The following is a 13,520-nucleotide window of genomic DNA, read 5'->3' on the forward strand; positions in this document are numbered from 1 at the left end:
ATCCACAAGGAAGGAGAAAGACCCAATGGCTAGAGAGTTCTCCTTAGAAAAAACTCGTAATATTGGTATCATGGCTCATATCGATGCTGGTAAAACGACGACTACTGAGCGCGTTCTTTACTACACAGGTCGTATCCACAAAATTGGAGAAACTCATGAAGGTGCATCACAAATGGACTGGATGGAGCAAGAACAAGAGCGTGGAATCACGATCACATCTGCTGCAACAACAGCAGCTTGGAAAGAACACCGTGTAAATATCATCGACACACCAGGACACGTAGACTTCACAGTTGAAGTTGAACGTTCCCTTCGTGTACTTGATGGTGCGGTAGCAGTACTAGATGCACAATCCGGTGTTGAACCACAAACTGAAACAGTTTGGCGCCAAGCTACAACTTACGGAGTACCACGTGTTGTTTTTGTTAACAAAATGGACAAAATCGGTGCGGATTTCTTATACTCCGTAAAAACTTTACATGAACGCCTTCAAGCGAATGCACACCCAATTCAGATACCAATCGGTGCTGAAGATGACTTCGAAGCAATCATTGACCTAGTGGAAATGAACGCAGTATTCTATGGTAACGACCTTGGTACTGATATCGAAGTTCGTGAAATTCCTGAAGAGCACATGGCAATAGCAGAAGAATACCGTGAGAAGTTAATAGAAGCAGTAGCAGAACTTGACGAAGAATTAATGGAAAAATACCTTGGCGGTGAAGAAATCACTAAAGAGGAATTGAAAGCAGCTATCCGTAAAGGTACTGTAAACGTTGAATTCTACCCAGTTATCTGTGGTTCTGCATTCAAAAACAAAGGTGTTCAGTTAATGCTAGATGCTGTAATCGACTACCTTCCATCTCCATTAGATGTACCTGCAATCAAAGGTATTCTACCGGATACAGATGAGGAAGTTGAACGTCATGCTGATGACAGCGAGCCATTCTCTGCGCTTGCTTTCAAAGTTATGACTGACCCTTATGTTGGTAAATTAACATTCTTCCGTGTATACTCTGGTACTTTGAGCTCCGGTTCATACGTACAAAACTCTACTAAAGGAAAACGCGAGCGTGTAGGACGTATCCTGCAAATGCATGCGAACTCCCGTCAAGAGATCTCAGAAGTACACGCTGGGGATATCGCCGCTGCTGTAGGTCTAAAAGATACTACAACTGGAGATACTCTATGTGAAGAAAAGAACCTGGTTATCTTGGAATCCATGGAATTCCCTGAGCCAGTTATCTCTCTTTCAATTGAACCTAAATCTAAAGCAGACCAAGACAAAATGTCTACTGCTCTTCAAAAGCTTCAAGAGGAAGATCCAACTTTCCGCGCTCATACTGACCAAGAAACTGGTCAAACTATCATCGAAGGTATGGGTGAGCTTCACTTAGATATTCTTGTTGACCGTATGCGTCGTGAGTTTAAAGTAGAAGCTAATGTTGGTGCACCTCAGGTTGCTTACCGTGAGACTTTCCGTACACCTGCACAGGTTGAAGGTAAGTTTGCTCGTCAATCCGGTGGACGTGGACAATACGGTCACGTTTGGATCGAGTTCTCACCTAATGAAGAAGGAAAAGGCTTCGAATTTGAAAATGCTATCGTTGGTGGTGTAGTACCACGTGAATACGTTCCTGCTGTACAAGCTGGTCTAGAAGACGCTCTTGACCGCGGTGTACTTGCTGGCTACCCATTAATCGATATTAAAGCAAAACTATTTGATGGTTCTTACCATGACGTTGACTCCTCTGAGATGGCATTTAAAGTAGCAGCATCTTTAGCACTTAAAAATGCAGCGAAAAAATGTAATCCAGTTATCCTTGAGCCAATGATGAGCGTTGAAGTTGTTATCCCTGAAGAGTACATGGGTGACATCATGGGTAATATCACAGCTCGTCGTGGACGTGTAGAAGGTATGGAAGCACGCGGTAACGCACAAGTTGTACGTGCTATGGTACCTCTATCTGAAATGTTCGGTTACGCAACAACATTGCGTTCCAACACTCAAGGACGTGGCGTGTTCTCTATGACTTTCGATCACTACGAAGAAGTTCCTAAGAGCATCGCTGAAGAGATTATCAAAAAAAATAAAGGTGAATAATTGATTTTCATTCTTTATTAAAGTATAACTACTTATGTAAGCCAAGATAGAAGACATTGTCAACTGTCTTGGCACATAGTATAAAATAACAATTTTCTTATATTAAAGGAGGAAATTCCTAAAATGGCAAAAGCTAAATTTGATCGTTCTAAACCACATGTTAATATCGGAACAATCGGTCACGTTGACCATGGTAAAACAACTTTAACAGCTGCAATCACTTCTGTACTTGCAAAAGTAGGTGGAGCTGAAGCTCGCGCTTACGACCAAATCGATGGTGCTCCAGAAGAAAGAGAACGTGGTATCACAATCTCTACTGCACACGTTGAGTATGAAACTGAAACTCGTCACTATGCACACGTAGACTGCCCAGGACACGCTGACTATGTTAAAAACATGATCACTGGTGCAGCACAAATGGACGGCGGTATCTTAGTAGTATCTGCTGCTGACGGCCCAATGCCACAAACTCGTGAGCACATCCTTCTTTCTCGTCAAGTAGGTGTACCTTACCTTGTTGTATTCATGAACAAATGTGACATGGTTGATGACGAAGAACTTCTTGAACTAGTTGAAATGGAAATTCGTGACCTTCTTTCTGAATACGAATTCCCTGGCGATGATATCCCAGTAATCAAAGGTTCTGCTCTTAAAGCTCTTGAAGGAGAAGCTGAGTGGGAAGAAAAAATCAACGAGCTTATGGCTGCTGTTGACGAATACATCCCAACTCCAACTCGTGACACTGACAAACCATTCATGATGCCAGTAGAGGACGTTTTCTCTATCACTGGTCGTGGAACAGTTGCTACTGGCCGTGTTGAACGTGGTCAAGTTAAAGTTGGTGACGTTATCGAAATCATCGGTCTTGCTGAAGAACCAAAATCTACAACTGTAACAGGTGTAGAAATGTTCCGTAAGCTTCTTGATTACGCTGAAGCTGGTGACAACATCGGAGCTCTTCTTCGTGGTGTAGCACGTGAAGAAATCCAACGTGGACAAGTACTTGCTAAACCAGGTACTATCAACCCACACACAAAATTCAAAGCAGAAGTTTACGTATTGTCTAAAGAAGAAGGCGGACGTCACACTCCATTCTTCTCTAACTACCGTCCACAATTCTACTTCCGTACAACTGACGTAACTGGTGTTGTAAACCTTCCAGAAGGAACTGAAATGGTTATGCCTGGAGACAACATCGAAATGTCTGTTGAACTTATTGCTCCAGTTGCGATCGAAGAAGGAACTAAGTTCTCTATTCGTGAAGGCGGACGTACAGTAGGCGCAGGCGTAGTTGCTAGCATTACTGAATAATTCTTACTTATTAAAACAGGCGGGTGTACAACCGCCTGTTTTTTTTTTTTTTTTTCCTGCGAAATGTGGGAAGTTGGATACGTTAATTTGTTCATATTAGGATTCATTCCCCAGCAAATATCTACCCTTATCTATTAATACAACCTCATATACACAATTCTCCACGCTGTTTACAAAAAATTGAAATTATTTAACACCCATAAACTTCCTACGATGTAAAAAATCAGATACAATAGATATATGCAAATTTTTAGTGGGGGACAAAGGATGATAGGAACGTTAAAATCTATGCTTCACCCTCGAGAAACAAACATCGAGATGAGAAGCGTAATGACAAAAACTCATTACATACTTTGGTTTGGTGGATTACTTCTATTTAGTACGATTTTATTTGGGGTCTATGGATATCTAGGGTTGGGCAGCGAAAACTTGTCAGTATATATGGAGACTGTAAAAGAAAACAGATGGGAAATGACCAAGTTTTTATACTTCATTGGCAAACTAGCTGCTGGTCTCTTATATCCGTTATTATTCACACTATATTTTACAGTACTATTTTGGATCGTATTTGAGGACCTCTCATTTCGAGGAGTGTGGAAGCTTCAGCTTATTCCTTTAATAGTGATGCTCATAGCGAAAACAATAGAACTAATATTTATGCTGTTACTCAGGGTACCTGAACACTCATCACCATTTAGTCTAGGGATCATGACGCAAATGCTAACACCACAGATCTTTTGGGTAGAATTAGCTGCAAATATTACTATATTTGTACTGTTGGCAGGCTATCTTCAATATCGAATTTTCCACAAGTCACTTGATTATAGTAAAAAGAGAGTGATTATAACTGTATCATTATCCTGGATAATATATATATTGCTGGATGGTGCAACGGATACATTATTTAGAATCATGAAGGTGATTATATGAATTTTAGCATTAGGGAGAAAAAATGGTCTCTTGTATCCTTAGCTGTATTTTTATTTATACTTACAAATACCATTATTATTTACAAAATAGATAAAATTGATCGTACAGTCCTTATTACAGACCCTTATATCACGAAAAAAGGTACATTAAAGGAAACGCTTCAAACGGAAGGGAAGGCTGAGCCTTCTGAGATATATAAGATTTATTATGAAGAACCTAGAGGGATGCTCGATGAGATCCTGGTGGAAGAGGGAGAGGATGTCCAAGTAGGAACGCCATTGCTAACCTACATTATAGATAACGATAGCAGCGATGTTATAAAACAATTAGAAAATGCTAACAAACGTCTCTCTATGAAAATAGATAAATTAAATGAAGATATATCCGTGCTCCAGTCAGAAGTCCAAGAGTATGAAAGCTTGCAGACTGTTGAAGAAGAGGAGAAAGAACCGGATTTAGATAACACACGAATATTGGAGTATGAGATAAAAAACATAGAATATGAAATTAAGATGATCGAGCTGCAAATTGAGGATAATCAAACACAGATAGATATGGCCAACAGTGCTGAAGATCAAATTACAATAGAAAGTAAAATTGATGGAACTATTGTGCATAGGAATGATTTTAGCAGAACAGCAGATAATCCGTTATTGACTATTATGAATCAAGCCTCTTTAGTAGTGGACGTTTTGGTTGGGGAAGATGACATCCAGCGAATAAAACTGGATCAGGAGGTCATCATTAAACCAAAGCATTTGGATTCAAAATTGATTACTGGCAAGGTAATAAAAATAAGTGATGTTCCGTTTAGTGAGGATCATAAGAAAGATAAAAGCTTCTATAATATATCGATTCAACCAGAAAATCTAAGTGAATCATCAGAAGAAAGTACAGAGAGTCAGATTTTAATCGGATCACATGTGGCTGCTGATATCACATTGAAGGAACTTAACAATGTAGTAGTTCTTCCAAAGAAAACTTTGGCAGGAAATCATGTGGTGCTTCTTGAAAAGGGAAAGCTGAAACAAAAAAAGATTACGGCAGGATTAGAATTCGATGAAAAGGTAGCCGTAACCAAAGGGCTTAAAGAAAAACAACGTATACTTCCTGCAGCTGATGCGAGCATTAAGGGTGATACAAGGTACATAAAATTCGTGGACTTTGATCACATAAATAAGAAGGCTTATAAACAATTTAATAATGAAGAGAGATTGTGGTTACTGGCACGAGGTCTCATACAATAATCAGTTGGTGAGTGGTGAGAGAGGAACAAGCTTCCCTCTCTTTTGTTATTTACATGTAAGAGAAAGCTAGTATATTTATGGAAAGAAGAACGATAACTTGAAAAAGTAGAAGTGAGATTGTATACTAATATTCGTGTGATAGAAGAAATTATTTTTAACTGTTGCATACCCAGAAAGTATAATGTATAATAGACAATGTTGGTCTTTTCATTGCGATGATGTGGAAGGTTGCTGACACACCCGGCCGCTTTGCCATGGCGCGTGTGTAAGGAGATTTCCACGGAGAATGTCTATTACAAAATAGGCGATAAAGGAGGGAAAATAATGGCAAAACAAAAGATTCGCATTCGTTTAAAAGCATATGATCACAGAATTCTTGATCAATCTGCTGAGAAAATTGTAGAAACTGCAAAACGTTCTGGTGCAGCTGTTTCCGGTCCGATTCCACTTCCGACTGAGAAAAACGTGTACACGATCCTACGTGCGGTTCATAAATACAAAGATTCTCGTGAGCAATTCGAAATGCGCACACACAAACGTCTAATCGACATTGTAAATCCTACACCACAAACTGTAGATTCACTAATGCGTTTAGATTTGCCGTCTGGCGTAGATATCGAAATCAAATTATAATCGTTCTATAAAAATAAAAAAGAAAACACTAGGAGGTGTGACTCATGACCAAAGGAATCTTAGGTAGAAAAATCGGTATGACTCAAGTATTCGCTGAGAACGGTGAACTTATCCCGGTAACAGTTGTTGAAGCAGTACCAAACGTTGTTCTTCAAAAGAAATCTGTTGAAAATGATGGCTACGAAGCTATCCAACTAGGTTACGAAGATCTTCGCGAAATGCTTTACAACAAACCACAACAAGGACACGCTGCTAAAGCGAACACTGCTCCTAAGCGCTTCGCTCGCGAAATTCGCGATGCAGATCTCAATAACTATGAGGTAGGTCAAGAAGTCAAGGTAGATCTTTTCGCTGAAGGCGAAATCGTTGATGTAACAGGAATCTCAAAAGGTAAAGGTTTCCAAGGACCAATTAAGCGTCACAACCAATCTCGTGGCCCAATGTCTCACGGATCTCGTTACCATCGTCGTCCTGGTTCAATGGGACCAGTTGCTCCAAACCGCGTATTCAAAGGCAAAAAACTTGCTGGACGTATGGGTGGAACTCAAATCACTGTACAAAACCTTGAAATCGTTAAGGTTGATGCAGAACGTAACGTAATCCTTATCAAAGGTAACGTTCCTGGACCTAAAAAAGCTTTACTTAAAATCAAAAGCGCGGTTAAAGCGAACTAATCTATCGAGAAAGGAGGAAAATCGCAATGCCGAAAATTGCTCTTTTAAACCAAGCTGGTTCTCAAGTAGGCGATATCGAGCTTAATGAATCAGTATTTGGTATTGAACCAAATGAGAGTGTTGTAACTGAAGCAATCCTTATGCAAAGAGCGTCTTTGCGCCAAGGAACTCATAAAGTTAAAAATCGTTCTGAAGTAAGTGGCGGTGGCCGTAAACCATGGCGTCAAAAAGGAACTGGACGTGCTCGTCAAGGTTCTATCCGTTCCCCACAATGGCGTGGTGGTGGTGTGGTATTCGGACCAACACCAAGAAGCTACTCTTACAAACTTCCTAAGAAAGTACGTCGTTTAGCTATTAAATCTGTACTTTCCGCTAAAGTGAACGAAGAAAACGTAATCGTTCTTGATGCTTTAACTTTTGAAGCACCAAAAACTAAAGAATTCACAGCTGTATTAAAAGGCTTGAATACTGAAAACAAAAAAGCGTTGATCGTAACTGCGGATGTAGACGAAAACGTTGCACTTTCCGGTCGTAACATTCCGGGAGTAACAATCGTTGAAGCTAACGCTATTAACGTATTGGATGTTGTAGGGCATGAGAAGTTAATCATGACTAAAACAGCTGTTGAAAAAATAGAGGAGGTGCTTGGATAATGGAAGCACGTGATATTATTAAGCGCCCCGTCATTACTGAAAGCTCAGCTGACATCATGGCCGATAAAAAATACACTTTTGAAGTTGACGTAAGAGCTAATAAAACTCAAATCAAAGATGCTGTTGAAGAAATCTTTGAAGTTAAAGTTGAAAAAGTTAACGTTATGAACTACAAAGGTAAATTCAAACGCATGGGTAAACATGCTGGATATACAAACAAACGCCGTAAAGCGATTGTTAAACTAACTGCTGATAGCAAAGAAATCGAATTCTTTGAAGCATAATTTCTAAAGAAAAGGAGGGACACAACATGGCGATTAAAAAGTATAAACCTACCAGTAATGGTCGTCGCGGAATGACTGTTTCCGATTTCGCTGAAATTACAACGGATCAACCGGAAAAATCATTATTAGCACCTTTACACAGAAAAGGTGGCCGTAACAACCAAGGTAAGTTAACTGTTCGTCATCAAGGTGGCGGTCACAAGCGCCAATACCGTATCATTGATTTCAAACGTGATAAAGATGGCATTCCAGGACGCGTTGCTACTATCGAGTACGATCCAAACCGTTCTGCTAACATTGCACTAATCAATTATGTTGATGGGGAAAAACGTTACATTCTTGCTCCGAAAAACTTGGTGGTAGGCATGGAAATCATGTCTGGACCAGAAGCGGATATCAAAGTAGGTAATGCTCTTCCATTAATTAATATCCCAGTGGGTACTGTTATCCACAATATCGAGTTGAAACCTGGCAAGGGAGGACAATTAGTTCGTTCCGCAGGTACTTCTGCTCAAGTTCTAGGTAAAGAAGGACGCTACGTACTAGTACGTCTTAATTCCGGAGAGGTTCGTATGATTCTTGCTACTTGCCGTGCAACAATCGGTCAAGTTGGTAACGAGCAACACGAACTTATCAACATCGGTAAAGCGGGACGTTCTCGTTGGTTAGGTAAACGCCCTACTGTACGTGGTTCTGTAATGAACCCAGTAGATCACCCACACGGTGGTGGTGAAGGTAGAGCACCTATCGGACGTAAGTCTCCAATGACTCCATGGGGCAAACCAGCTCTTGGATTCAAGACTCGTAAAAAGAAAAACAAATCAGACAAATTTATTGTTCGTCGTCGTAAAAAATAACGCGGTTGTACTACGGTTCGCGTGTAGAACCGTAGAGCAATCACGAAGGGAGGCACAAACATGGGTCGCAGCCTAAAAAAAGGACCATTTGTTGACGATCATCTCATCAAGAAGGTTGAAGCATTGAATGAAGCTGACAAGAAACAAGTTATCAAAACTTGGTCAAGACGTTCTACAATCTTCCCACAATTCATCGGACACACAGTTGCTGTATACGATGGACGCAAACACGTACCAGTTTATGTAACGGAAGACATGGTAGGCCACAAGTTCGGTGAATTCGCACCAACTCGCGCTTACAAAGGTCATGCCGGAGACGATAAGAAAACAAGACGTTAATCAGAGAGGAGGGCATAAATATGCAAGCAAAAGCTGTTGCTAGAACAGTTCGTATTGCTCCTCGTAAAGCTCGTTTAGTATTAGATCTAATCCGAGGTAAGCAAGTAGGCGAAGCAGTTGCTATTCTTAACTTAACTCCGAAAGCAGCTTCCCCTGTTATCGAAAAAGTATTAAAATCTGCTGTTGCAAACGCAGAACACAACTACGATATGGACGTTAACTCGCTTGTCATTTCTGAAGCCTATGCTAACGAAGGACCAACACTTAAACGTTTCCGTCCACGTGCAATGGGTCGTGCAAGCGCGATTAACAAACGCACAAGCCACATCACAATCGTTGTATCAGAAAAGAAGGAGGGATAATCCGTGGGTCAAAAGGTAAATCCGGTCGGTATGCGTATCGGGATCATCCGTGATTGGGAATCCAAATGGTTCGCAGAAAAGGACTACGCTAAACTTTTGCACGAAGACATTAAAGTACGTGAGTACATTATGAAACGTCTTCACGATGCATCTGTTTCTAAAATCGAAATCGAACGTGCTGCAAACCGCGTGAACATTTCTATCCACACTGCAAAACCTGGTATGGTTATCGGTAAAGGTGGTACAGAAGTTGAAGCGCTTCGTAAAGCACTTAATCAATTAACTGAAAAACGTGTTCACATCAACATCATTGAAATCAAGAGAGCTGATTTGGACGCTAAATTAGTAGCGGAAAATATCGCGCGTCAATTAGAAAACCGTGTATCTTTCCGTCGTGCACAAAAACAAACTATCCAACGTGCAATGCGCGCTGGTGCAAAAGGTATCAAAACTCAAGTATCTGGACGTTTAGGTGGAGCTGATATCGCTCGTGCTGAACACTACAGTGAAGGAACTGTTCCACTTCATACTCTTCGCGCTGACATCGACTATGCTACAGCAGAAGCGGACACTACTTACGGAAAGCTTGGAGTAAAAGTATGGATCTATCGTGGAGAAGTCCTTCCTACCAAGAAGAAGTCTGTGGAAGGAGGAAAATAATATGTTATTGCCTAAACGCGTAAAACATCGCCGTGAACACCGCGGAAAGATGAGAGGCCGTGCAAAAGGCGGTACAGAAGTAGCATTCGGTGAATACGGTCTACAAGCTCTTGAGGCTTCTTGGATCACAAACCGTCAAATCGAAGCAGCTCGTATCGCAATGACTCGTTATATGAAACGTGGCGGTAAAGTTTGGATTAAAATTTTCCCTCACAAACCATACACTGCAAAACCTTTAGAAGTACGTATGGGTTCCGGTAAAGGGGCACCTGAAGGTTGGGTAGCAGTAGTAAAACCTGGTAAAATTATGTTCGAAATCGCTGGAGTATCTGAAGAGGTAGCACGTGAAGCCCTTCGTCTTGCAGCTCACAAACTTCCAGTAAAATGCAAGTTTGTAAAACGTGAAGAAATTGGTGGTGAAGCAAATGAAATCTAATGAGATCCGTGATTTAACCACTGCCGAAATAGAACAAAAACTTAAAGCACTTAAAGAAGAGCTTTTTAACCTTCGCTTCCAGCTTGCTACAGGACAATTAGAAAATCCTGCACGTATTCGTGAAGTTCGCAAAGCGATTGCACGTATGAAAACAGTTGTACGTGAAAGAGAGCTCAACGTAAACAATTGATAATGAGAGGAGGTTCACACAATGAGTGAACGCAACCAGCGCAAAGTATACACTGGCCGTGTTGTTTCTGACAAAATGGATAAAACAATCTCTGTTGTCGTTGAAACAAAGAAAACACATCCTTTGTATGGCAAACGCGTGAAATACTCCAAAAAATATAAAGCTCATGATGAAATGAATGAAGCAAAAGTTGGCGATATCGTTAAGATTATGGAAACTCGCCCATTATCCGCAACTAAACGCTTCCGTTTAGTAGAAGTTGTAGAAAAAGCGGTTATCATTTAATATAAATGTTTCGGATTTAGTAATTCCGAAGGGAGGTTACGCAGATGATTCAACAGGAATCTCGTTTGAAAGTAGCTGACAACTCTGGTGCTCGTGAAGTACTTACAATCAAAGTTCTTGGCGGTTCCGGTAGAAAAACAGCTAATATTGGTGATGTAATCGTATGTACGGTCAAACAAGCAACACCAGGAGGCGTTGTTAAAAAAGGTGACGTTGTGAAGGCAGTTGTTGTTCGTACTAAACGCGGCGTTCGTCGTACAGATGGTTCATACATTCGATTCGACGAAAATGCATGCGTGATTATTCGTGATGACAAGAGCCCTCGTGGAACACGTATTTTTGGACCTGTTGCTCGTGAACTTCGCGACAGCAACTTCATGAAAATCGTTTCACTAGCTCCTGAAGTTCTTTAATAAACAGTGATATAGACTTTTCAAGGAGGTGCGAATCTCGTGCATGTAAAAAAAGGTGATAAAGTAGTAGTCATCTCCGGCAAGGATAAAGGGAAACAAGGCGTAGTTCTTGAAGCATTCCCTAAGAAAGATCGTGTTCTTGTTGAAGGTGTAAATATTGTAAAGAAACACGCTAAGCCTTCTCAAGCGAACCCACAAGGTGGTATTTTCGAACAAGAAGCAGCGATTCATGTTTCTAACGTTATGATTATTGATCCTAAGACTGGTAACCCTACTCGTGTAGGCTATCAAACAGTCGACGGCAAAAAAGTACGTGTAGCAAAAAAATCAGGTGAATCTTTAGATAAATAAGTCATAAACGAAGGGAGGTACAACAAGTGAACCGCCTTAAGGAAAAATATCAAAAAGAAATTACTCCTGCTCTAATGAGCAAGTTTGAATACAATTCAGTAATGCAAGTTCCTAAACTTGAAAAAATCGTTGTGAACATGGGTGTCGGCGATGCCGTTTCAAACGCGAAAGCATTGGACACTGCTGTAGAAGAATTAGCAACTATCACTGGTCAAAAACCAGTTGTAACTAAAGCTAAGAAATCTATCGCTGGTTTCCGTCTTCGTGAAGGCATGGCAATCGGTTGTAAAGTAACTCTACGCGGAGAGCGTATGTATGAGTTCCTTGATAAATTGATTGCAGTTTCCCTACCACGTGTACGTGACTTCCGTGGAATCTCCAAAAAAGCATTCGACGGTCGTGGTAACTACACATTAGGTGTTAAGGAACAGTTGATTTTCCCTGAAATCGACTACGATAAAGTAAACAAAGTCCGCGGCATGGACATTGTTATCGTAACGACAGCTAATACTGACGAAGAAGCTCGTGAGCTTCTAACTCAATTCGGAATGCCATTCCAAAAGTAATCGCTAAATAAGGGAGGCGAAAAAGTGGCTAAGAAATCAATGATCGTGAAACAACAACGTACACCAAAGTTTAAAGTACAAGAGTACACACGTTGCGAACGCTGCGGCCGTCCGCATTCTGTATACCGCAAATTTAAACTTTGCCGTATTTGTTTCCGTGAACTAGCATATAAAGGACAAATTCCAGGCGTTAAAAAAGCTAGCTGGTAAAACCCGAAAACGGGAAGGAGGTTATCATTGTGGTAATGACAGATCCAATTGCAGATTTGCTAACTCGCATTCGTAATGCGAACATGGTTCGTCACGATAAATTGGAAGTTCCAGCTTCCAAAATGAAAAAGGATGTAGCTGATATCTTGAAACGTGAAGGTTTCATCCGTGACGTAGAATTTATTGAAGATAATAAACAAGGTATCTTGCGTATCTTCTTAAAATATGGTGCTAACAACGAGCGCGTAATTACTGGTATCAAACGTATCAGTAAACCAGGTCTTCGTGTATACGCAAAAGCAGGAGATGTTCCTCGCGTATTAAACGGTCTTGGAATCGCAATCGTATCTACTTCTCAAGGTGTTATCTCTGATAAAGAAGCACGCGCTAAGAAAATTGGCGGAGAAGTAATCGCGTACGTATGGTAATAAACATTTCACTGATGAATGGAGGTGCACGAAATGTCCCGCGTAGGTAAAAAACCTGTAGAAATTCCAGCTGGAGTTACAGTTACTTTGAACGGAAATACAGTAACTGTTAAAGGACCAAAAGGTGAATTGACTCGTACTTTTCACTCTGATATCGAAATCAAAGTTGAAGATAATATCGTAAATGTATCCCGTCCAACTGATGAAAAACTTCATCGTTCATTGCACGGTACTACACGCGCTATCATCGCTAACATGGTTGAAGGTGTCTCCCAAGGCTTCGAAAGAAATCTTGAGTTAATCGGGGTTGGTTATCGTGCTCAAAAACAAGGTAAGAAACTTGTATTGAATGTAGGATACTCTCACCCAGTTGAGATCGAACCAGAAGAAGGAATTGAAATTGAAGTTCCTGCTAACACAAAAATCACAATCAAGGGTACTGACAAGGAGCGCGTTGGAGCTTTAGCTGCTAACATCCGCGATGTACGTCCTCCTGAACCTTACAAAGGTAAAGGTATCCGTTATGCTGGCGAACAAGTTCGTCGTAAAGAAGGTAAAACTGGTAAGTAAAGGCCCTAAAGCTTAGG

21 protein-coding genes are annotated in these 13,520 nt (G+C 40.7%); all 21 read left to right on the top strand.

Features of this window, described 5'->3' with window-relative positions; translation table 11 throughout:
• Window positions 1-25: 25 nt before the first annotated feature.
• The 21 genes from fusA to rplF all read left to right on the top strand — a co-directional run bounded on the left by fusA (window position 26) and on the right by rplF (window position 13,503).
• On the top strand, window positions 26-2,104 hold the full coding sequence (gene fusA, locus F7984_RS00625) for an elongation factor G (protein ID WP_066103001.1): 2,079 nt from the start codon (window positions 26-28) through the stop codon (window positions 2,102-2,104).
• 123 nt (window positions 2,105-2,227) lie between these two features.
• Window positions 2,228-3,415 carry an elongation factor Tu gene (gene tuf, locus F7984_RS00630; protein WP_066102999.1) on the top strand — a complete coding sequence of 396 codons (1,188 nt, stop codon included), beginning with the start codon at window positions 2,228-2,230 and terminating at the stop codon, window positions 3,413-3,415.
• Window positions 3,416-3,682: 267 nt separating this feature from the next.
• Entirely contained in the window at window positions 3,683-4,345 is a 663-nt protein-coding gene (locus tag F7984_RS00635) for a hypothetical protein (RefSeq protein ID WP_140462332.1), read from the top strand.
• A complete protein-coding gene (locus F7984_RS00640; protein WP_140462331.1) occupies window positions 4,342-5,592 on the top strand; it encodes an efflux RND transporter periplasmic adaptor subunit in 1,251 nt (416 codons plus the stop codon). The genes F7984_RS00635 and F7984_RS00640 overlap by 4 nt, the downstream gene beginning before the upstream one ends.
• 324 nt (window positions 5,593-5,916) lie before the next feature.
• Window positions 5,917-6,225: a 30S ribosomal protein S10 gene (rpsJ, locus tag F7984_RS00645; protein ID WP_066102989.1), complete on the top strand. Its 309-nt coding sequence runs from the start codon at window positions 5,917-5,919 to the stop codon at window positions 6,223-6,225.
• Window positions 6,226-6,269: 44 nt separating this feature from the next.
• Window positions 6,270-6,899, top strand: coding sequence for a 50S ribosomal protein L3 (gene rplC, locus F7984_RS00650; protein WP_066102983.1), 630 nt, complete (start codon window positions 6,270-6,272; stop codon window positions 6,897-6,899).
• Window positions 6,900-6,925: 26 nt separating this feature from the next.
• Window positions 6,926-7,552, top strand: coding sequence for a 50S ribosomal protein L4 (gene rplD, locus F7984_RS00655; protein WP_066102980.1), 627 nt, complete (start codon window positions 6,926-6,928; stop codon window positions 7,550-7,552).
• The gene (gene rplW, locus F7984_RS00660) at window positions 7,552-7,836 is read left to right on the top strand and encodes a 50S ribosomal protein L23 (RefSeq protein WP_066102977.1); all 285 of its coding nucleotides are present in this window, start codon (window positions 7,552-7,554) and stop codon (window positions 7,834-7,836) included. Before rplD ends, rplW begins: the two co-directional genes overlap by 1 nt.
• A 26-nt stretch (window positions 7,837-7,862) precedes the next feature.
• Window positions 7,863-8,693, top strand: coding sequence for a 50S ribosomal protein L2 (gene rplB, locus F7984_RS00665; RefSeq protein WP_066102974.1), 831 nt, complete (start codon window positions 7,863-7,865; stop codon window positions 8,691-8,693).
• A gap of 60 nt (window positions 8,694-8,753) precedes the next feature.
• The gene (gene rpsS / locus F7984_RS00670) at window positions 8,754-9,032 is read left to right on the top strand and encodes a 30S ribosomal protein S19 (protein ID WP_066102971.1); all 279 of its coding nucleotides are present in this window, start codon (window positions 8,754-8,756) and stop codon (window positions 9,030-9,032) included.
• A 20-nt stretch (window positions 9,033-9,052) separates the two neighbouring features.
• The gene (gene rplV, locus F7984_RS00675) at window positions 9,053-9,394 is read left to right on the top strand and encodes a 50S ribosomal protein L22 (RefSeq protein ID WP_066102967.1); all 342 of its coding nucleotides are present in this window, start codon (window positions 9,053-9,055) and stop codon (window positions 9,392-9,394) included.
• 3 nt (window positions 9,395-9,397) lie between these two features.
• Window positions 9,398-10,054: a 30S ribosomal protein S3 gene (gene rpsC / locus F7984_RS00680; RefSeq protein ID WP_066102964.1), complete on the top strand. Its 657-nt coding sequence runs from the start codon at window positions 9,398-9,400 to the stop codon at window positions 10,052-10,054.
• 1 nt (window position 10,055) lies between these two features.
• Window positions 10,056-10,490 carry a 50S ribosomal protein L16 gene (gene rplP, locus F7984_RS00685; protein ID WP_066102961.1) on the top strand — a complete coding sequence of 145 codons (435 nt, stop codon included), beginning with the start codon at window positions 10,056-10,058 and terminating at the stop codon, window positions 10,488-10,490.
• Window positions 10,480-10,680, top strand: coding sequence for a 50S ribosomal protein L29 (rpmC, locus tag F7984_RS00690; protein WP_066102959.1), 201 nt, complete (start codon window positions 10,480-10,482; stop codon window positions 10,678-10,680). Before rplP ends, rpmC begins: the two co-directional genes overlap by 11 nt.
• A 21-nt stretch (window positions 10,681-10,701) precedes the next feature.
• Window positions 10,702-10,965: a 30S ribosomal protein S17 gene (rpsQ, locus tag F7984_RS00695; RefSeq protein WP_066102957.1), complete on the top strand. Its 264-nt coding sequence runs from the start codon at window positions 10,702-10,704 to the stop codon at window positions 10,963-10,965.
• 44 nt (window positions 10,966-11,009) lie between these two features.
• Window positions 11,010-11,378, top strand: a complete 369-nt coding sequence (gene rplN, locus F7984_RS00700) for a 50S ribosomal protein L14 (RefSeq protein WP_066102954.1) — start codon at window positions 11,010-11,012, stop codon at window positions 11,376-11,378.
• A gap of 39 nt (window positions 11,379-11,417) precedes the next feature.
• Entirely contained in the window at window positions 11,418-11,729 is a 312-nt protein-coding gene (rplX, locus tag F7984_RS00705) for a 50S ribosomal protein L24 (protein WP_066102951.1), read from the top strand.
• Window positions 11,730-11,755: 26 nt separating this feature from the next.
• Entirely contained in the window at window positions 11,756-12,295 is a 540-nt protein-coding gene (gene rplE / locus F7984_RS00710) for a 50S ribosomal protein L5 (protein ID WP_066102948.1), read from the top strand.
• Window positions 12,296-12,319: 24 nt separating this feature from the next.
• Window positions 12,320-12,505 (top strand): 30S ribosomal protein S14, encoded by a 186-nt coding sequence (rpsN, locus tag F7984_RS00715; RefSeq protein ID WP_053591330.1) that lies wholly within the window; start codon window positions 12,320-12,322, stop codon window positions 12,503-12,505.
• Between the two features lie 29 nt (window positions 12,506-12,534).
• Window positions 12,535-12,933, top strand: a complete 399-nt coding sequence (gene rpsH, locus F7984_RS00720) for a 30S ribosomal protein S8 (protein ID WP_066102945.1) — start codon at window positions 12,535-12,537, stop codon at window positions 12,931-12,933.
• 33 nt (window positions 12,934-12,966) lie between these two features.
• Entirely contained in the window at window positions 12,967-13,503 is a 537-nt protein-coding gene (gene rplF, locus F7984_RS00725) for a 50S ribosomal protein L6 (protein WP_066102944.1), read from the top strand.
• Window positions 13,504-13,520: the final 17 nt, after the last annotated feature.

This window comes from Pradoshia sp. D12, assembly GCF_008935075.1.
In the GTDB taxonomy this organism is placed as follows: domain Bacteria; phylum Bacillota; class Bacilli; order Bacillales; family Pradoshiaceae; genus Pradoshia.

Bases quoted from the DNA above. Each gene is read 5' to 3' on its own strand.
- fusA (WP_066103001.1), top strand. From the start codon at position 26: ATGGCTAGAGAGTTCTCCTTAGAAAAAACTCGTAATATTGGTATCATG.
- tuf (WP_066102999.1), top strand. From the start codon at position 2,228: ATGGCAAAAGCTAAATTTGATCGTTCTAAACCACATGTTAATATCGGA.
- F7984_RS00635 (WP_140462332.1), top strand. From the start codon at position 3,683: ATGATAGGAACGTTAAAATCTATGCTTCACCCTCGAGAAACAAACATC.
- F7984_RS00640 (WP_140462331.1), top strand. From the start codon at position 4,342: ATGAATTTTAGCATTAGGGAGAAAAAATGGTCTCTTGTATCCTTAGCT.
- rpsJ (WP_066102989.1), top strand. From the start codon at position 5,917: ATGGCAAAACAAAAGATTCGCATTCGTTTAAAAGCATATGATCACAGA.
- rplC (WP_066102983.1), top strand. From the start codon at position 6,270: ATGACCAAAGGAATCTTAGGTAGAAAAATCGGTATGACTCAAGTATTC.
- rplD (WP_066102980.1), top strand. From the start codon at position 6,926: ATGCCGAAAATTGCTCTTTTAAACCAAGCTGGTTCTCAAGTAGGCGAT.
- rplW (WP_066102977.1), top strand. From the start codon at position 7,552: ATGGAAGCACGTGATATTATTAAGCGCCCCGTCATTACTGAAAGCTCA.
- rplB (WP_066102974.1), top strand. From the start codon at position 7,863: ATGGCGATTAAAAAGTATAAACCTACCAGTAATGGTCGTCGCGGAATG.
- rpsS (WP_066102971.1), top strand. From the start codon at position 8,754: ATGGGTCGCAGCCTAAAAAAAGGACCATTTGTTGACGATCATCTCATC.
- rplV (WP_066102967.1), top strand. From the start codon at position 9,053: ATGCAAGCAAAAGCTGTTGCTAGAACAGTTCGTATTGCTCCTCGTAAA.
- rplP (WP_066102961.1), top strand. From the start codon at position 10,056: ATGTTATTGCCTAAACGCGTAAAACATCGCCGTGAACACCGCGGAAAG.
- rpmC (WP_066102959.1), top strand. From the start codon at position 10,480: ATGAAATCTAATGAGATCCGTGATTTAACCACTGCCGAAATAGAACAA.
- rpsQ (WP_066102957.1), top strand. From the start codon at position 10,702: ATGAGTGAACGCAACCAGCGCAAAGTATACACTGGCCGTGTTGTTTCT.
- rplN (WP_066102954.1), top strand. From the start codon at position 11,010: ATGATTCAACAGGAATCTCGTTTGAAAGTAGCTGACAACTCTGGTGCT.
- rplF (WP_066102944.1), top strand. From the start codon at position 12,967: ATGTCCCGCGTAGGTAAAAAACCTGTAGAAATTCCAGCTGGAGTTACA.